This window comes from Massilia aquatica (assembly GCF_011682045.1).
Lineage (GTDB): Bacteria > Pseudomonadota > Gammaproteobacteria > Burkholderiales > Burkholderiaceae_D > Telluria_A > Telluria_A aquatica.
Genome location: NZ_VVIW01000022.1, coordinates 36,474 through 53,758, shown reverse-complemented (window position 1 = coordinate 53,758; position 17,285 = coordinate 36,474). Strand labels below are relative to the sequence as shown.

The window sequence follows — 17,285 nt, the reverse complement described above, 5'->3', positions numbered from 1 at the left end:
TGCTTTCGCCCGCATTAATAAGTCATTGGAAACGAGTTGGGGTCGAACCAACGCCGGACCCATGAAGTGGGGCTGTGCTTCCATTACACCATCGTTCCCGCGACGATTATAAGTGGGGCGCAGCTGGAACTGCAAAGAATTTCACTGAAACGCCAAGGTCTGCCCGGTATCGTATTATCCCGGGCAGTATTGCCTGATGGAAGGCGCCGCATTCACGCACATAACGCTCATGAGAGCGGCTATCAATCAAAGTCCCAAGGCAAACGGTTCCCCGTCAACCCGCGTCAGATATCAGCGGGCTGAGGAGGAACCGTTTGCCATCCCGCCGTGGCGGGACCTTGCTGCCAATTACACTGTGATCTGTGCTTTACGCTCGGCAATTTGCTGCCCCAGCGCTTCCAGATCCAGGCCGGCGTCTCGCGCCTTCGGAAACATTTCGTTTTCTTCTTCCTCGACGTGGTGCTCGATCATCTCGGACAGCACTTTGACCTTGGCATCGAACAGGTCGTCGGTCGCTTCCATCTCCATGATTTGGGCGATCAGATCTTTGGCCGATGCGTGCTCGACGGTAGCTTCATCGACCAGGTCTTCGTTCTTCTTGGTTGCTGCGCGTACTGCTGGGTAGAAAATTTCTTCCTCGGCCGTCGCGTGCTTGGTCAGTTCGATGCAAATCTGCATCGACAGTTTTTTCTTGGTCGCATGCGCGCGGTCGCCCAAGCCTTCGTACTGTTCGAACATCTGCTTCACGTTCTCGTGGTCCTCGATCAGCAGCGCGATTGCGTCCTGCGCTTTCTGGCCGCCTGGCATGGTTTTTGGCGTGTTACGAGTGGTCGACGGTGCGGTTCTCATGGTGTGCTCCTGATATTTTCTATGGTAACTATTGCGCTACCGGGTGGCTGGGATATTTCCTGGCTGCCTGTCTTGTAGCAGAAATGTCATCATAGGCGGACTCGTTCGTACAGGGAGTAGGCGCACTGGCAACACCTGCGTAGGACAAAACCACGTGCGTCTATCAGGAAGCACGCTAGTCTGTTCGGTGCACGCCGATGCGCGCATGCGCGTGCACACCCTCGGATATACTGTATGGCAAGTTAATGACTTTTAAGCAAGGAAGCAAACGTGGGCGACGACCGCAATCTGATGGGACGACTGGGACAAGGCTTGCGCATGGCAGGCGCGGCTGCGGGCGAGCGCATGCGCCGCGTACATGCTTACCTGATGGCGCAACCGCCGTACAAACGCTTCGGCCTGCCGCTGCTGTGGTGCGTCGGCCTGCCGTTCGCGATACTGCTGGTCTGGGTGCTGGTCTTGCTGCCGTTCACGCCAGGCGTTGCCGATCTTAAGCAAACGCGTGCGGCCAAGGCCTCGGTCCTGGTGTCGGCCGACGGCAAGGAACTGGCCAGTTTCGAAGAGGGCTTGCAGGAGCGCGTGACCCTGGCGCAGATTTCGCCGCACATGATCGCCGCGCTGATCGCCACCGAAGACCACCGCTTCCGGAACCATCACGGCATCGATTTCACGCGTACCTTCGGCTCGGTGCTGCACACCCTTCTCGGCGATCCGCAGGGCGGCTCGACCATCAGCCAGCAGCTGGCGCGCAATATGTTTCCGGAAGAAATAGGCCGTTCGCGCACCATCAACCGCAAGCTCAAGGAAATGATTACGGCTGTCAAGATCGAATCGGCCTATACCAAGGATGAGATCCTGGAATCCTACCTGAATACGGTCCCTTTCCTGTACAACACCTTCGGCGTCGAGATGGCGGCGCGCACGTATTTCAATACGACAGCCGCCAAGCTCGACATCCTGGAAAGCGCCACCCTGGTGGGCATGCTCAAAGGCACGAATTACTATAATCCGGTCACGAATCCCCAGCGCTCGGTACAGCGCCGCAACGTGGTCCTGTCGCAAATGCGCAAGCACGGCATGCTCGACGACAAGCGTTACGACAGCTTGCGCAAGAAGCCGCTGCGCGTGTTGTTCTCGCGCCAGACCGAGCGCAACCCGACCGACACCCATTTCACCGCCTATGTGCGCAAGTGGCTGATCGAATGGGCCGATGAAAACGACTACAACGTCGAGCGCGATGGCCTGGTGGTGCACACCACGCTCGACTCGGCCATGCAGGAGGCGGCCGAGAAGGCGGTCGAGCGCCAGGGCAAGGCCTTGCAGATCATCGCCGACGTCGAATGGGCGCAGAGCGACAGCGGCTCCGGTTCGGCCGCCGGCTATGCAGGGATGCACGGCTCGATCACGCCGTTCGAGTATTTCTGGCGCTCGAAAGGGGCGCTGGTCAACAGTTTTATTCGCGAAACACCCGAGTACAAGAAAGCCATCGAGAGCGGCGACACCGGGCCGCTTGCGCTCAAGCGCCTGCGCGCCGACCGCAGCTTCATCGCCCGCTTGCGCGCCGCCAAGACGCGCCTGGAAACCGGCTTCGTCGCCATGGATCCGGAGACCGGCCACATCAAGGCGTGGGTCGGCAGCCGCGATTTTCATAAGGAACAGTACGACCACGTGGTGCAGGCTGCGCGCCAGCCCGGCTCGACCTTCAAGCCGATCGTGTATGGCGCCGCGCTGGAAAAAGGGTTTGCACCAAATCGTCAGTACCTCGATGCGGTGACCAACATCAAGGCCGGTGACGGCACCATCTGGCGCCCGACCGACATGAGCGGATCGAGCGGCAACATGATCAGCATGCGCGATGGCCTGGTGTTTTCCAAAAACACGATTACCGCCCAGGTGATGCAGGATGTGGGCTTGCCCAGCATCATCGACCTGGCGCGCGACCTCGGCATTCGCACCAGCAAGCTCGAATCGGTGCCCTCGCTGGCGCTGGGCACCAGTCCGGTCACGTTGCTGGAAATGGTTAACGCCTACAGCAGTATCGCGGCCCAGGGCGCGTACCGCAAACCGGTGTTCGTCACGCGCATCACCGATCGCACCGGCAAGATCGTGGCCGAATTCGGCGCCCCCGCGCCCGAGCGTGCCATGTCCGCGCAAAATGCGGCCGACCTGATCGACATGATGCGTGGCGTGATCAACCGCGGCACCGGCACCGCCATCCGCTACCGCTTCGGCGTCACCGGCGACGTGGCCGGCAAGACCGGCACCACCCAGAACAACACGGATGGCTGGTTCATCATGATGCATCCGAAACTGGTGGCTGGCGCGTGGGTCGGCTTTAACGACAACCGCGTTACCATGCGCAGCAACTACTGGGGGCAGGGCGGGCACAACGCGCTGTTGGTGGTAGGCGACTTCTTCAAGGCGGCGATTGCCGAAGGCAAGGTCGATACGGCCGCGCTGTTCCCGGGCGGACGCCGTCCGGAACCGGTGCGTGAAGAAGACAATCCGGGCGATATCAGCGAAGAAGCTGGCGAGTTGCAGCAAGAAGGCGTGACGCCGCCCCCTCCGCCGGAACCTGGCCCGGACGACATGGAGAGCGAGGAAGAGATGCCGATGGAGGGCGAGCGCGGCGAACCGCCAGCGCCGCCGCCGGAGCCGGAGCAGAACGCGGCGCCGGTGCCGTCCGAACAGTAAGCAGCGCCGTTATCAGTGCTGCGGCTGTATCACGCCTGTCACTAAGAAAAAGCAATATTTCCGACAGGCTATGATAAGTCATGATATTTACGCTATCATCGACGTTTCCCACCGGAGACGCTGCAAATGAAACGAACGCTGTACACCATTCTGGGTGTCGATCCCCTCGCCACTTCTGAAGAGATTGCCGCAGCGTACGCGCGTTTGCATGCCGCATTCCAGAGCGGATCGTACGACCGCAACGACTGGGTGCTGGTGCGTGAAGCCTATGCCGTGCTGTCGAACAAGGACAAGCGCGGCCACTACGACCGCAGCCAGGTCGCGCCGCCGCTCACGCGCAGCGTCGACAACGGACCCGCGGCGCAGGGAGGTTTCAACCTCGACTGGCGCTACGGGTTGGCCGCCGGCCTGCTGGTGGCCGGGCTGGTGTACTGGTCCAAGGGCCGCGCGCCGGCCGTGCCGCCTGTGGTCGCAGGGCAAGGCGCGACCCCGGTGATGATGCAGGAAAGCGGCGTGCGGAACAGTGACGTTCCCTCCCAGTCACAGAACCAGGCGATCTCCGCCCCCGCAAGCGGCAACGCGTCCGGCGCCATGGGCATGGAAGACCTGTTCGCCAAGCTGTCGCCGTTCGTGGCCCGTATTAATATGTATAACGGCGCCAGCATGGTCGGCACCGGCAGCGGCGTCGCTCTTGGCGGCAACGAAATCATTACCAACTGCCACGTTGCGCTGGCCGGCTCGCGCCTCCAGGTCAAGCTGGGGCAGGACAGCTACGATGCGACGGTCTCGGTGGCCGACGAAGAACGCGACCTGTGCCGGCTGGCGGTCAAGGGCCTCAATGCCCCGGCCGCGGTGATCGGTTCCTCGGGCGAGTTGCGTACCGGCCAGCGCGTGATTGCCATCGGCGCTCCGCACGGGCTCGATTTGACCATCAGCGACGGCATCGTCTCGTCGCTGCGCCCGCTCGACGGCGGCACCCTGATCCAGACCACGGCGCCGGTCTCGCCCGGGTCGAGCGGCGGCGGCCTGTTCGACAGTGCGGGCCGGCTGGTGGGCATCGTGACGTTCCAGATGCGCACCGGGCAGAACCTGAACTTTGCCGCGCCGGCCGAATGGATCGGCAGCATGCGCACGCGCCGCGGCGGCGGCCTGATCGCCAAGATGAGCGCCGAACGGGCCCAGGACAACCCGGCCCAGAGCGCGCAGAATGGCGACCTGGTGGTGGGCGAGTGGCATTGCAACGATCCGATCGGCGGGACCTCGATCAGGATTTCGTTCAGCGACGACCGCACCTTGCAGATGCGTTATGCGAACCGCGTGTCGCCAGGGCGCTGGATGTATCGCGAGAGCCAGCTGTCGATCCAGTTTTCGAACGTAAACGACACCTTGCGGGTGGAGGAACTGTCGCGCGACAAGATGATTCTTAAGCTCAATGTTGGCCAGCGACTGGTGTGCGCACGGAATTAAGCGGAGCGCTGGCCGGCATGGCTCAGGTGTTTGAGTGGGCGGTAAAAGCCGTTTTTACCGCCGCATTCAACACGGTCATGGTAAACCATGCGATCCATCGCTTGCGGCTCCTCAGCGCAGCAAAAAGTTTCCTTTCCCTGGCTCCAGCAATCCCCCTTCCGCCACCGTATTGTCCTTGAGCAACACCCCCGATAGTCCGCGCTGCCGTGCCTGCGTCAACAGATAATGCAGGCGGTAGGCTGCCTCGTCGTAGCGCAAGCCGGCCGGCCGCACATTCGAAATGCAGTTCCGGTCAGCATCGGTCAAGCCCACCCTCGGCGCCCAGCTCAGGTACACGCCCATGCTGTCCGGCGAACTGAGCCCGGGCCGCTCGCCGATCAGCACCGCCACCGCGCGTGCATTGAGCAAGGCGCCGATCTGGTCGCCGATCGCCACGCGCGCCTGGCTGGCGATGACGATCGGCCCCAGGCGCCACTGTGCGGCCCCGGTTTCCTTGCGCAAGCGCGCCAGCAGCAGCGCCACGAAGGCTTGCGCATTCTGCTCGATGGCCAGGGCCGACAAGCCGTCGCCAATGACCAGCGCCAGGTCGCATGCGGCCGGCGCGGCCGCCAGCAGCGCCGCGCGCGAGGGCGCATCAAGCACGCGGCCCAGGTCCGGCCGTTGCAGGTAGCTGGCGCGGTCCGGACAGGCGCTGCGCACCGTGATGCAGGCGTGCCCGTCCCTGGACAGTGCCGCCGCCAGCGCCTCGGCGTCGAGCGCCATGTGGACCGCGTCGCGCGCGCGCGCATGCGCCAGCTGGAAGTCGAGCTGGGCGGCTGTCGGCACGCTCACGCCGCTGCGTCCGAGCGCAATGCGGGCCTGGGTCAGCCCACGCAAGGCTTGCCAGGGGTTGGACAGTACCTGCTTCGATTGGTTCATAAGCGCTGCAAGGCTGGTTGGAAAACCGGTGGAAGCGCGTCCGCCAGTTGCGCGGCGCCATCGCCGCAAAAAATCTGCATGCGCTGCAGCCAGGCTTCGAATTCGGGCGCGGCGCGCAAGCCCAGCACGCGGCGCGCGTACAGGGCGTCGTGAAAGGAGGTGCTCTGGTAATTGAGCATGATGTCGTCCGAGCCCGGCACGCCCATCACGAAGTTGCAGCCGGCCGTGCCGAGCATAGTCAGCAGCACGTCCATATCGTCCTGGTCGGCTTCGGCATGGTTGGTGTAGCAAACGTCGCATCCCATCGGCAAACCGAGCAGCTTGGCGCAGAAGTGGTCTTCCAGCCCGGCGCGGATGATCTGCTTGCCGTCGTACAGGTATTCCGGCCCGATGAAGCCGACCACCGAGTTCACCAGCAGCGGCTTGAAGGCGCGCGCCACCGCATAGGCGCGCGCTTCGCAGGTCTGCTGGTCGAGCCCGTGATGGGCGTTGGCCGACAGCGCGCTGCCCTGGCCGGTTTCGAAGTACATGACGTTCTCGCCCACCGTGCCGCGCCCGAGCGACAGGGCGGCGCTGCGCGCTTCGGCCAGCAGCGCCAGATCGATGCCGAAGCTGCGGTTGGCGGCCTCGGTCCCGGCCACCGACTGGAACACCAGGTCGACCGGGGCGCCCCGGTTGATCGCTTCGATGGTGTTGGTGACGTGGGTCAGTACGCACGACTGGGTCGGAATCTGGTACTGGGCAATGACGGCGTCGAGCATGCCGACCAGGTTGACGACCTGGGCCACGTTGTCGGTGGCCGGATTGATGCCGATCACGGCGTCGCCGCTGCCGTACATGAGGCCATCGAGCATGCTGGCCGCGATGCCGGTGGCGTCGTCGGTCGGGTGATTCGGCTGGAGGCGCGTGGCCATGCGGCCCTCCAGCCCGAGCGTGTTGCGAAAGGCCGTGACCACGCGGCATTTGCGCGCCACCAGCACCAGGTCCTGGATGCGCATGATTTTCGACACGGCGGCCGCCATCTCGGGCGTGATGCCGGGCGCGGCAAAGGCCAGCAGCGCGCTGTCGGCGGCGTCTCCCAGCAGCCAGTTGCGCAGGTCGCCCACGGTCAGGTGCGCAATGGGGGCGAAGGCGGCGGCGTCGTGATGGTCGACGATCAGGCGCGTGACTTCATCGTCTTCATAGGGAATCGGGGGATTGTCGAGAATGGTGCGCAGCGGTAAATCGGCCAGCGCCATCTGGGCCGCCACCCGTTCTTCGGCGCTGGCCGCGGCCACGCCGGCCAGCAGGTCGCCCGAGCGGGGCGGCGAGGCGCGCGCCATCAAGTCCTTGAGGTCGCGAAACCCGTAGGTGCGCGGCCCGACCATGTGCGAAAACCGCGGTGTTGTCACGGGGGCTCCAGGGGCGGTGGTTGAGTAAGTGCGCCTGAATTCTTGTCATTTCCAGCTTCCATAGGCGGCGCCTTGCAATGCAACCGCTTCTGTTCGCTATAAATGACAATAATTTCGGCACACTTGCTTTGCGTGGAGCCAGCATAGCACGGACCCGCTTACAGCAGGTCGGCGCGCGGATAGCCCCAGCCGGGGACGCCGGCGGGGCAGGGATGGCCGTTGTCGTCGTCCAGCGGCAAGGTGGTGAAGTTGCCGCGTGGCGTGGTGCTGAAGCGCGCGTCGGAGGCGTTGTCGGCGCCCAGCGCAGGCATGCGCGCAAAGCGCATCCAGGCATCGAAGCGGCAGTTGCTCGACTGTAACTCGCGCAAGCGGGCCAGCGATGCTTCCTGGCTCCAGTTGATGACCAGCTGCGTGCCTGGCCCGGGCGCGCCTTCGGACAGGGCGGCCGGGCAGGCGTCGAGTGGGAGCTGTTTCGGTGCGATGCTGAGCATGCCGCGCCGCAAGCGGTAGCTGCCGGCCACCTTGTCGCGTTCGGCCGAGACGAAGATCCAGCACAGCGGATTGGCGGGAAACGCCGTCATCGACGTATCGAGCAGGGTGCTGGCCGGATCGAGCTGGCGCAGGTGGTCGGCCACGAGGGTTTTGCCGTGCCGCATGGCGGCGCCCTGGAGCGCCACGAAGCCGAGCGCGCCCAGCAGCGCCACGGACAAGGCTTGCTTTCCGGCCTGGCCGGCGCGCTGTTGCAGCATGGCCAGGCCGGCGCCGAAGGCGAGCAGGGCGGCCAGCGAACCCCAGTGCAGGAAACCGCGCACGGTGAAGTAGGCCAGCATGCCGGCCAGCGCGACAAGCGGCAGCGCACGCCAGAAGCGGTTGCCCAGCATCATTGCCAGCGGGACCGCGCCGGCCACCCAGAACACCGGTTCCAGGATGAACACCATGTCGCCGTACACCCAGCGTGTGTCGAACGGGTAAAACGGATGCACGCCGTAAGAGTTCAACGCATCCATGCCGATGTGCAGCAGGAAACCGGCGCCGACGGCCGCCAACAGCCCGGCGCGGGCCGGCTTGCTGGCGCGCAGCACGGCGCGCGCTCCCGGCCACAGCAGCCACAGCAGGGCGATCAGCAGCAGCGCCTGCGGGATTTCGAGGAGCAAGGTGTGGGTGTGGCCGCGGTGATGCAGCAGGTAGCCCAGCGGACTGGGCAGAAGACCGCTGAGCACCAGATCGAGGTCGGGGAAATTGCTGGCGGCCCAGCACGACACCAGCATCAGGCGGCGCCGGGTGCGCTGGCGGGCCGGATCGGCTTCGGCCGGCAAGATGCGGTGAACCAGTTCGCCGGCGGCCAGTCCAACTAACGAATGACTTAAATTATCCATGGCGGCGATCTTACCGTGCCGGCCGTATTCCTGCCGAGCTGGCAAACGGCGCCGGATGTCCTATCTGGATGTATCGGCGTTCACGGTGGCGACAAATTCCGCCATGTGGCGTCCGGCGATGGCTTCGATGTTGCTGCTGGTTTTGGCGCCGAGATACATCAGGATCTCCCTGTTCAAGGCTGGGGTTACGCGCGCCAGTTTCTTGCCGAGAGCAGATTCGCCGTTGGCAAGAATGACCTCGTTTTCCGCCTCTGTAAACAGGTGTTCGACTTTGTCCCATGCCGCCGGATCGGCTACGCCGGTGCGGCGCTCGTTCTCCTTGATTCTGGCACTGACATCGATGGTCTTTTGATAGGCGCTGCTGGCGTAAAACGCCGCCAGCTCCTTGAGCTCGGCGTCGGTGAAATAGCGTGGATAGATCGTTTGCGCCATGTCGCTGATCAGCGCTGGCAGGTTCATCGACTTGTCGCGTATTTTCAAGTCCGCGGCCAGCGCGGCAGACCATGCGGGAAGCATGGCCAGCGCTCGCTTGCGTTGCGCTTGACTCAGCGTTGGTTGGGCATTCAATTTTTCCTCCAGCATCTTTTGCAAGGTCGCGGCATGACGTGCTGCGGAGCTGTCGAGGTAGGCCCGGTATTTTTCTTCAATGTCTTGCGCTGTCACGATCGTTTGCAGCGCCCGCATCGTTTCGCCGCCCGGCTCGGCCGCGTGCGTCGTCGAGCAGAGGCACACCAAAGCCAGGGCAAGGATGCGGATCGGTTTCAACATGGCTGACTCCTGTTAGCACCAGGTTGACATGACAGGGGGCGCGATTTTCATCGATCGGAAAAATTCGGTGAACCAGTTCGCCCAAGGCCAGTCAAACGATTGATTAATCTGCATTATCCATGACGGCGATCTTACCGCGCCGGCGTTGTTCACGCCGACCAGTTTGCTGCTGCGCGTTTGAGCGGGCGCACGTGCGAGCGGGCAGGGCGGTTCTGCTTGTCGCGCTGCCAGCGCGTTGCAATGATTGAGGAGGCTAACATGGCATACAAAACGATACTCGTGCATGTCGACGAGTCGGCGCAGGCCGCTGCGCGGATTGATATGGCGGCGCAACTTGCCATCGAGCATAACGCACATCTGATCGGCACGGCCTTGACCAATCTGCCGCCGCGCTTGCTGGCGCTGAGCGGCCTCGACCCCAGTTTGCCGCCGATGCAGGCGCCGCTACTGGAATTGCGGCGCCTGGCCGACAGTGCGCTCGACGCCTTCGACCAGCGCGCGGCGGCGCTTGGCGTGCTGTCGTTCGAGCGGCGCCGGCTGGAAGAAGAGATGGGGCTGGGCATGAGCCTGCAGGCGCGCTATTGCGACCTGGTCGTGATCGGCCAGCACAATGCCGCCCATCCCTTGCCGGGTGTGCGGGCCGATTTTCCCGAGTATGTCCTGCTCAATTCGGCCAAGCCGGTGCTGCTGGTTCCCGCCACGGCCTCGCAGGCGCCGACGCTGGGGCAGCGGATCGTGGTCGGATGGAACGGCAGCGCCCCGGCCGGCCGCGCGATTGCCAGTGCGATTGGGCTCATGCAGCGCGCGCGCCAGGTCGACATCGTGGTGGTCGATGCGCGCGCGCAGGGCGACCTGCACGGCGCCATGCCGGGGGCGGACCTGGCCTTGTATCTGGCGCGGCACGATATTCGCGTCAATGTGCGCGACATCGACAGTCACGCCATTCCTGGCCGGGCCGACCCAGGGCGGGCTTTGCTGGCGGCGGCGGATGAGGCTGGCGCCGACCTGATCGTCATGGGCGCCTACGGGCGTTCGCGTTTTCGCGAGGTCCTGCTTGGCGGGGCGACCAGAACCGTGCTCAGGTCGTCGACCTTGCCGCTCTGGATGATGCATTAGCGGCCCGGCCCGGCGGCACGCTGGTGCTCCAGTGACGCGGCAAGAGAATCAGGCAAGCTTGCGCGAGGTTTCGGTCTTGGCGCACAGGGCGGTTGCGGCATACACTGGCGGTCGACGAACCCGCCACCAGAGGAACCGATGCCGACGCCGCCAAGCAGACAAGACAAGATGATCGCCTTGATGGACAGGCTGGCGCCCGCGCAGGGGTACACCTTCTCGCCCCTTGATGGTGTGGGTTTCATGCGCGTCAATCAGAGCGTGCCGCGTACGCCGGTGCTGTACGAGCCGTGCATCGTGATCGTTTGCCAGGGGCGCAAGCGGGGGTATCTGGGCGAACGGCGCTTTATCTACGATGCCCAGCAGTATCTGGTGCTGTCGGTGCCCTTGCCGTTCGAAAGCGAGACCGAGGCCAGCGAAGCCGAACCCTTACTGGCCGTCAAAATCGACATTGACCTGGCGGTGGCGGCCGAACTGGCGCTGGTGCTCGGTCCGGCGGCGCCGGCCAACAACGCCCCGGTGAGCATGTGTTCGACGGCCATGGACGACACGCTGGGCGACGCCGTGCTGCGCTTGCTCGGAGCCTTGCTGTGCCCAGTGGAGGCGCAGGTGCTGGCGAAGGGCATCCTGCGCGAGATTTTGTATCGCGTGCTGACCGGCGAGCAGGGCGGCGCCGTGCGCGCGGCCTTGGCCCAGCACAGCCAGTTCGGCAAGATCGGCAAGGCGCTGCGCCGCATTCACGCCGGTTTCAGCGGCGAGCTGGACGTGCCGACCCTGGCGCATGAAGCGGGGATGAGCGTGGCCGCCTTTCACGCCAACTTCAAGGCGGTCACGCAAACGTCGCCTATCCAGTATCTCAAGAGCACGCGTTTGCACAAGGCGCGGCTGTTGATGGTGCAGGAGGGCTTGAACGCATCGACCGCGTCGAACCGGGTCGGCTACGAAAGCAGTTCGCAGTTCAGCCGCGAATTCAAGCGCTTCTTCGGCCGCAGTCCGGTGCAGGAAGCGGCGGTGATGAAAACGGTCCTCAGCCAGACGCCCGGCGAGGCGCCGGGCTATGTGACGGCGCATTGATCGGGTAGGATTGTTGTTCCCCTGCCGAGTTAGCGCGCTTGAGTTGGGGGTGCTCGATTAAGGGGAATTGCCAATGACTGAACAGCAGATAAAGGAAGCCATTTCGCGTGAGTTTGTCAGGCTTCTCGCGTACGGGAGCGGTTTCAAAGTGATCGATCCAGGTTTGGATCACGGTGTCGATCTCATCATTTGTCCTGTTTTACGCCGCGTGGAGCCATCCGGTAAAGGCCGTTTTATGGATTCTCGATTTAAGCTTGAGTTTCAAACCAAGGCAACCGGCCTGTCTGGCATCGTTGATTCTGCAGACGCTATCAAGTTCGATCTGGAAGTGAAAAACTATAACGATCTGATTTATCGCCGCGCCGGTTTTCCTCCGCTTCATCTTGTCCTCGTCATTATCGATCCCGCGCCGCCACAGTGCGTCACATTGAATAGTGGAAAACTCTGTTTGGCGAGTACCGCATACTGGTTTGTTCCGGAAGTAGATGCCCAGGCCAGCGCAAATCGTCGGCGCGTCAGGATTGCGATTCCAAAGACGAACAAAATTGGAGTAGGATTTATTCGTGACCGATTCGTCCAACTCGGAATCGCCCTATGAAAGACAAGCTCAACGACCTATTGTTACTCGCCGGCGAACTAACAGCGTTTTTGCTTGAGGCCGGCTGGCATGAGACGCGTCGCGTCCGCGGCGCGGTTTTTTATGCGGCGCCGAAGTCGCTCGGCATCCAAGGCAACTATACTGTCGCGCTACCGGAGGACGTCTCGGCGCCGAGCGCGGCGAGTTTGTTACACGGTAGCGCAAACGCGCTGGTGGACGTTTACGGATACGGCAGCGTGGGCGACCTGTTGAACCGCGCTGCGGCGGTCACCGATCAGACCGTGCCGACACGCTTCGTCACCCGCTTCATCGGTGACGCCACGCGCTACGGCGCTATTCCCCTGGCAGAGCTGGTCGCCTTCGTGACCAACATGCAGGATGGCCTGTACCGGTGCGCGCGCTTCAAGATGGGCGACGATATCAGCGAGTCCCAGGCAAGTGCCGAGCGTTTTGTCCGCCAATGCAGGTTTTTGCAGACCGCCGAGGGCAGCTTCGTCGCAAAAGTCGAGGTGCCGATCACCACGCTGAGGCCGGCCGAGTCGTCCGGCCGCCGCGCCCTGACCTCAACAGAAATTTGTTCGTCATTTTTCTCCGCGATTCGTTTCCTCAATTGGAACATCCTGGAAAACGACGACCCTGTCGACGCACCCGAAACCTTGTCCAGTGCGATTGCCCTGTTCGACGCGGCACTGCTCGAATCGATCACCAGGCTGGTGGTCGGCCCGCAAATGGAGAGCATCGATTTTTTCATGGAGTTGGGAACCGAATTACTCAACTCGTCTACCGGTTACCTGTCCCCCGAAAAACGGCAACGGGTCCATGATTTTCGTCAATTCATCAGCCCGCGCCTGCTAAGCGAAATCAAGTTGCAGCGCGACCCCGGGGAGCACGCCTGCGACGTGTCCGCCATGGCGACGGAGAGTTAGCGGGCGGCTACATGGGATCCTTGCACCCTCAGTTCGCCACCGAATGCAGCAACACGGTCGTCACGGCGCCATCTTTGTCGACGATCAACTGATACAGCCGGTCGAATTCATCGTCGCCAATATCGGCGCCCGGTTTCCCGCCGAACAGGCGTACCAGATCGGGCACCGTATTCGAGTGACCCACCACCAGCGCCGTCCCGCCCGCCGCCTTGACCTGCCCGACCAGTCTGGCGCCCTGCGCCGGGTCGTACACCTGCACCGCCAGGCCGAGCGCGCTGGCCAGCGGCTGCGCCGTCTGGCGCGTGCGCTGCGTGGTGCTGCTGTAAATATGGGTAATGCCGGTCGACCTGAGAATCGCGGCAATATTGCCGGCGCGGGCCTTGCCCCGCATCGTCAGGTCAGGATCTTTCTCGGCCGATGCCTTTTCGCCATGCCGGACCAGGTAGATGATGGACGGATCGGCAGCCGCCAGGCCGGGCGCCAGCAGGGATGCGGCGAGAAGGACGCCGCCGAAGAGGGAGGAACGCATGCGCATGCTCGGCTTTCTGAATAGTCGGGAAATAAGAACAGCAATGTAGCGCAGGCTGCGTGGAGGACGCAACTGTTCCCGGCGCCACCGCCCGTTTGATCCCATCGGCCGGCATAGCCGTGGTTGGCGCGTATCTTGCTTGTATGGTAAGTACATGGCCACACTCTCAACCAATAAAATGTCCAGAACTCCCGCGCAATCCCCACGCAAGCTGCGCATTGTCGTCGTCAACACGATCGTGCCGGACGGCGGCGAGCACGACGCCGCCCTGGCTGTCCAGGTCCTGCGCGGCAATGCGCTGCGCATCGGCCTGCTCGAATCGGGCTACGACATCGTCGCATCGCTGCCCGCCGATATCTACCTGCCCGAAAGGATTGCCCAACTCCAGCCCGACATGATCATCATCGATGCCGAATCCGACGCGCGCGACGTGCTCGAACACATCGTCATCGCCACCCGCGACGAGCGCCGTCCGATCGTCCTGTTCACCGAGGACGACACCACCAGCAGCATGGATGCGGCCATGGCCGCCGGCGTGTCGGCCTATATCGTGGCCGGCTTGCAGTCCGAGCGCATCAAACCGGTGCTGAACGTGGCGCTGGCCCGTTTCCGCCAGGAGCAGAAGCTGCTGGCCGAACTGAGCGAGACGCGCCACAAGCTGGCCGAGCGCAAGGTAATCGACCGCGCCAAGGGCATCTTGATGACCCATCACCGGCTGACCGAAGACCAGGCCTACCAGAAGCTGCGCAGCATGGCGATGAACAAGAATCTGAAGCTGGCCGAAATTGCCCAGCGCATCCTCGATGTCGAGGATCTGCTCGGTTGAATCGGCGCCGGCGGGAACACAAGGAGTGGTATGGCAGGGATAATCAACAATCAATTGCGCACGGTCAGGATCGGCTTCATGCCCCTGACCGACTGCGCGTCGCTGGTCATGGCCGCCGAGTGCGGCTTCGACCGCCAGTACGGCATCCGGATCGTGCTCAGCCGCGAGACTTCATGGGCCAATGTGCGCGACAAGATGAAATCGGGCGCGCTCGACGCCGCCCACGTGCTGTACGGCCTGATGTACGGCGTGCAGCTGGGCATCGGCTGCCAGCAGCAGGCCATGGCGGTGCTGATGAACCTGAGCCGCAACGGCCAGGCGGTGACCTTGTCGCGCACCCTGGCGGAGCAGGGCGCGCTCGATGGCCCCAGCCTGGCGCAGCACCTGCGCGACCTGCCGCGCAGCGCCACCTTCGCCCACACTTTCCCGACCGGTAATCACGCGATGCTGCTGTATTACTGGCTGGCGGCGCACGGCATCGACCCGCTGCGCCAGGCGCGCGCGCTGACGGTGCCGCCAGCCCAGATGGTGGGCAGCCTGGGCGCCGGCATGATCGACGGCTTCTGCGCAGGCGAGCCATGGGGCCAGCGCGCCATTGACGAGGGCGTGGGCGTGACGGCGGTGACCAGCCAGCAGATCTGGCCCGATCATCCGGGCAAGGTGCTGGGGACGACGGCGGCGTTTGCGGCGGGCGAGCCGGGCGCCTGCCGCGCCATGATCGCGGCGCTGCTCGACGCGGCCCGCTGGATCGAGGCGTCAAGCGCCAACAAGGAGCGCACGGCCACGGTGCTGGCCGGGTCGGCGTACCTGAACACGGGCAGGGAAGCCATCGCGGCGCGCCTGATGGGGCAGTACGACAACGGCGCGGGCGAGCGCTGGACCGATCAGCGCCCCCTGAGTTTTCATGGTGACGGCGAGGTCAATTTTCCGTATCTGTCGGATGGCATGTGGTTCATGACCCAGCATCAACGCTGGGGCCTGCTGCGCGGGGAGCCGGATTATCTGGCGCAGGCGCAGGCGGTCAACCGGATCGACCTGTACAAGGGCGCGGCCGAGATGACCGGCACCGAGCTGCCGGCGTCAAACATGCGCAGTTCGACCCTGATCGACGGCGTGCGCTGGGATGGCAGCGATCCGCGCGGCTATGCCGGGTCGTTTCCGATTCGCCAATAAGCGGGCGACGCACGCACGGACGCATCATTTTCGGGCATTGTGCACCGCAATGTAGCGTCCGCTTCAATTCCACCCTGCCACGACGCATACCGCCCCTTGCCCCCGCTGGCACGGCGTTTGCTAATCAATACGTATCGGATCAATGGCGATCCCCTGAACAACTTGCGCTGATCTAACGACGGATCGGCAGGACAACGGCGTCCGTCCAACCTGGTTTTGACAACCGGGTCTGGTCGGACGCCTTTTTGTTTTTAACGGGATAAAAAATGGCCACCAAAGCAAACACCATCGCACTCTTTAGTATCGGCACCCCGCAGATGCGCGCCTTCCACCTGACCTGGATGGCGTTCTTCGTCTGCTTCTTCGCCTGGTTCGCCTGCGCGCCGCTGATGCCCATCATCAAAGGCGAATTCGGCCTGACACTGGCCCAGGTAGCCAACATCAACATCGCCGCCGTCGCCATCACCATCCTGGTCCGCCTGGTCGTCGGCCCCATGTGCGACCGCTTCGGCCCGCGCAAGGCCTACACCGGCCTGCTGCTGCTCGGGGCCATTCCGGTCCTCGGGGTGGCCGCCTCGCAAAGCTACGAAAGCTTCCTGTTCTTCCGCCTCGGCATCGGCGCCGTGGGCGCCAGCTTCGTCATCACCCAGTACCACACCTCGGTCATGTTCGGCCCCAAAGTGGTGGGCACCGCCAACGCGGCCGCCGCTGGCTGGGGCAACGCCGGCGGCGGCGCGGCCCAGGCGCTGATGCCCCTCCTGGTCGGCGCGCTGCTGATGCTGGGCGTGAGCGACGCGCTCGGCTGGCGCGTGGCCCTCTTGGTCCCCGGCGTGCTGATGATCGTCATGGCCGGCCTGTACTGGAAATTTACCCAGGACTGCCCGCAAGGCAACTACGACGCCATGCGCGCCGCCGGCATACCGATCGAAGGTGGAAAGAAAGGTGGCTGGGAGAGCTTCAAGGCCGCCAGCGCCAATCACCGCGTATGGCTGCTGTTCGTCACCTATGGCGCCTGCTTCGGCATCGAGATCTTCATCCATAACATCGCCGCCGTCTATTACGTCGACCACTTCAAACTGAGCCTGAAAGAAGCCGGCATGGCAGCCGGCAGCTTTGGCCTCTTGGCGCTGTTCGCCCGTGCGCTGGGCGGCTGGGTGTCGGACAAAATGGCCATTCGCGGCACCATCAACAGCCGCGTCACCTTGCTGTTCGTGCTGATGATCGGCGAAGGCGCGGGCCTGCTGTGGTTCGCCAAGGCCGACGGCGTCGCCTTTGCCGTCATCGCCATGCTGGTCTTCGGCCTGTTCACCCACATGGCTTGCGGCGCCACCTACGCGCTGGTGCCATTCATCGACAGCCGTGCGCTGGGCGGCGTGGCCGGCATCATCGGCGCGGGCGGCAACGTGGGCGCGGTCGCTGCGGGCTTCCTCATGAAGGGCACGGGCGACATCGCCCAGACCCTCACCATCCTCAGTGGCCTGGTGCTGCTGTCGGCGCTGTGCGCCATCGCGGTCCGGCTCAGCGCCGCCGCGGACGACCGTCCGGTCGCCGTCAACAACGCCGTCGCTTAAGGGAGAATCAGC

15 protein-coding genes and 1 tRNA gene are annotated in these 17,285 nt (G+C 63.7%); 9 read left to right on the top strand and 7 right to left on the bottom strand.

From position 1 onward, the window contains the following. Nucleotides 1-27: 27 nt before the first annotated feature. Nucleotides 28-98, bottom strand: a tRNA-Glu gene (locus tag F1609_RS26555). Nucleotides 99-348: 250 nt separating this feature from the next. Then, nucleotides 349-849 (bottom strand): hemerythrin domain-containing protein, encoded by a 501-nt coding sequence (locus tag F1609_RS26550; protein WP_370661681.1) that lies wholly within the window; start codon nt 847-849, stop codon nt 349-351. A 270-nt stretch (nt 850-1,119) separates the two neighbouring features. Between F1609_RS26550 and F1609_RS26545 the strand changes: the two genes are divergently transcribed. Continuing rightward, nucleotides 1,120-3,543 carry a penicillin-binding protein 1A gene (locus F1609_RS26545; RefSeq protein ID WP_370661680.1) on the top strand — a complete coding sequence of 808 codons (2,424 nt, stop codon included), beginning with the start codon at nt 1,120-1,122 and terminating at the stop codon, nt 3,541-3,543. Between the two features lie 126 nt (nt 3,544-3,669). Beyond that, nucleotides 3,670-5,010: a trypsin-like peptidase domain-containing protein gene (locus tag F1609_RS26540; RefSeq protein WP_167079671.1), complete on the top strand. Its 1,341-nt coding sequence runs from the start codon at nt 3,670-3,672 to the stop codon at nt 5,008-5,010. A gap of 111 nt (nt 5,011-5,121) precedes the next feature. Here the strand turns inward: F1609_RS26540 and eutC are convergent, their stop codons facing one another. The 4 genes from eutC to F1609_RS26520 form a co-directional block, all read right to left on the bottom strand. Beyond that, the gene (gene eutC / locus F1609_RS26535; RefSeq protein ID WP_167079669.1) at nt 5,122-5,928 is read right to left on the bottom strand and encodes an ethanolamine ammonia-lyase subunit EutC; all 807 of its coding nucleotides are present in this window, start codon (nt 5,926-5,928) and stop codon (nt 5,122-5,124) included. After that, complete coding sequence (locus F1609_RS26530) at nt 5,925-7,295, bottom strand: ethanolamine ammonia-lyase subunit EutB (protein WP_167079763.1); 1,371 nt, start codon at nt 7,293-7,295, stop codon at nt 5,925-5,927. The genes eutC and F1609_RS26530 overlap by 4 nt, the downstream gene beginning before the upstream one ends. A gap of 182 nt (nt 7,296-7,477) precedes the next feature. Beyond that, complete coding sequence (locus F1609_RS26525; protein ID WP_167079667.1) at nt 7,478-8,695, bottom strand: metal-dependent hydrolase; 1,218 nt, start codon at nt 8,693-8,695, stop codon at nt 7,478-7,480. A 60-nt stretch (nt 8,696-8,755) separates the two neighbouring features. Next, a complete protein-coding gene (locus tag F1609_RS26520; RefSeq protein ID WP_167079665.1) occupies nt 8,756-9,463 on the bottom strand; it encodes a DUF2059 domain-containing protein in 708 nt (235 codons plus the stop codon). A 258-nt stretch (nt 9,464-9,721) separates the two neighbouring features. Here F1609_RS26520 and F1609_RS26515 point away from each other — a divergent pair, with 258 nt between their 5' ends. The 4 genes from F1609_RS26515 (at nt 9,722) to F1609_RS26500 (ending at nt 13,174) form a co-directional block, all read left to right on the top strand. Then, nucleotides 9,722-10,579, top strand: coding sequence for a universal stress protein (locus tag F1609_RS26515; protein WP_167079664.1), 858 nt, complete (start codon nt 9,722-9,724; stop codon nt 10,577-10,579). 138 nt (nt 10,580-10,717) lie between these two features. Beyond that, nucleotides 10,718-11,650 (top strand): AraC family transcriptional regulator, encoded by a 933-nt coding sequence (locus F1609_RS26510; protein WP_167079662.1) that lies wholly within the window; start codon nt 10,718-10,720, stop codon nt 11,648-11,650. 73 nt (nt 11,651-11,723) lie between these two features. Continuing rightward, nucleotides 11,724-12,248, top strand: a complete 525-nt coding sequence (locus tag F1609_RS26505; RefSeq protein ID WP_167079660.1) for a DUF4365 domain-containing protein — start codon at nt 11,724-11,726, stop codon at nt 12,246-12,248. Further along, nucleotides 12,245-13,174 carry a hypothetical protein gene (locus tag F1609_RS26500; protein WP_167079658.1) on the top strand — a complete coding sequence of 310 codons (930 nt, stop codon included), beginning with the start codon at nt 12,245-12,247 and terminating at the stop codon, nt 13,172-13,174. The genes F1609_RS26505 and F1609_RS26500 overlap by 4 nt, the downstream gene beginning before the upstream one ends. Before the next feature lie 28 nt (nt 13,175-13,202). On the opposite strand, the gene F1609_RS26495 is transcribed toward F1609_RS26500, so the two are convergent. Continuing rightward, nucleotides 13,203-13,703, bottom strand: a complete 501-nt coding sequence (locus F1609_RS26495; protein WP_229422085.1) for a SixA phosphatase family protein — start codon at nt 13,701-13,703, stop codon at nt 13,203-13,205. A 178-nt stretch (nt 13,704-13,881) separates the two neighbouring features. Between F1609_RS26495 and F1609_RS26490 the strand changes: the two genes are divergently transcribed. The 3 genes from F1609_RS26490 to F1609_RS26480 all read left to right on the top strand — a co-directional run bounded on the left by F1609_RS26490 (nt 13,882) and on the right by F1609_RS26480 (nt 17,273). Then, nucleotides 13,882-14,529, top strand: a complete 648-nt coding sequence (locus tag F1609_RS26490) for an ANTAR domain-containing response regulator (protein ID WP_167079656.1) — start codon at nt 13,882-13,884, stop codon at nt 14,527-14,529. Nucleotides 14,530-14,559: 30 nt separating this feature from the next. Then, nucleotides 14,560-15,702: a CmpA/NrtA family ABC transporter substrate-binding protein gene (locus F1609_RS26485; RefSeq protein WP_167079654.1), complete on the top strand. Its 1,143-nt coding sequence runs from the start codon at nt 14,560-14,562 to the stop codon at nt 15,700-15,702. Between the two features lie 266 nt (nt 15,703-15,968). Beyond that, a complete protein-coding gene (locus tag F1609_RS26480; protein WP_167079652.1) occupies nt 15,969-17,273 on the top strand; it encodes an MFS transporter in 1,305 nt (434 codons plus the stop codon). The last annotated feature ends 12 nt before the right edge of the window (nt 17,274-17,285 follow it).

Bases quoted from the DNA above. Each gene is read 5' to 3' on its own strand.
- F1609_RS26550 (WP_370661681.1), bottom strand. From the start codon at position 849: ATGAGAACCGCACCGTCGACCACTCGTAACACGCCAAAAACCATGCCA.
- F1609_RS26540 (WP_167079671.1), top strand. From the start codon at position 3,670: ATGAAACGAACGCTGTACACCATTCTGGGTGTCGATCCCCTCGCCACT.
- eutC (WP_167079669.1), bottom strand. From the start codon at position 5,928: ATGAACCAATCGAAGCAGGTACTGTCCAACCCCTGGCAAGCCTTGCGT.
- F1609_RS26530 (WP_167079763.1), bottom strand. From the start codon at position 7,295: ATGGTCGGGCCGCGCACCTACGGGTTTCGCGACCTCAAGGACTTGATG.
- F1609_RS26525 (WP_167079667.1), bottom strand. From the start codon at position 8,695: ATGGATAATTTAAGTCATTCGTTAGTTGGACTGGCCGCCGGCGAACTG.
- F1609_RS26520 (WP_167079665.1), bottom strand. From the start codon at position 9,463: ATGTTGAAACCGATCCGCATCCTTGCCCTGGCTTTGGTGTGCCTCTGC.
- F1609_RS26515 (WP_167079664.1), top strand. From the start codon at position 9,722: ATGGCATACAAAACGATACTCGTGCATGTCGACGAGTCGGCGCAGGCC.
- F1609_RS26510 (WP_167079662.1), top strand. From the start codon at position 10,718: ATGCCGACGCCGCCAAGCAGACAAGACAAGATGATCGCCTTGATGGAC.
- F1609_RS26505 (WP_167079660.1), top strand. From the start codon at position 11,724: ATGACTGAACAGCAGATAAAGGAAGCCATTTCGCGTGAGTTTGTCAGG.
- F1609_RS26500 (WP_167079658.1), top strand. From the start codon at position 12,245: ATGAAAGACAAGCTCAACGACCTATTGTTACTCGCCGGCGAACTAACA.
- F1609_RS26495 (WP_229422085.1), bottom strand. From the start codon at position 13,703: ATGCGTTCCTCCCTCTTCGGCGGCGTCCTTCTCGCCGCATCCCTGCTG.
- F1609_RS26490 (WP_167079656.1), top strand. From the start codon at position 13,882: ATGTCCAGAACTCCCGCGCAATCCCCACGCAAGCTGCGCATTGTCGTC.
- F1609_RS26485 (WP_167079654.1), top strand. From the start codon at position 14,560: ATGGCAGGGATAATCAACAATCAATTGCGCACGGTCAGGATCGGCTTC.
- F1609_RS26480 (WP_167079652.1), top strand. From the start codon at position 15,969: ATGGCCACCAAAGCAAACACCATCGCACTCTTTAGTATCGGCACCCCG.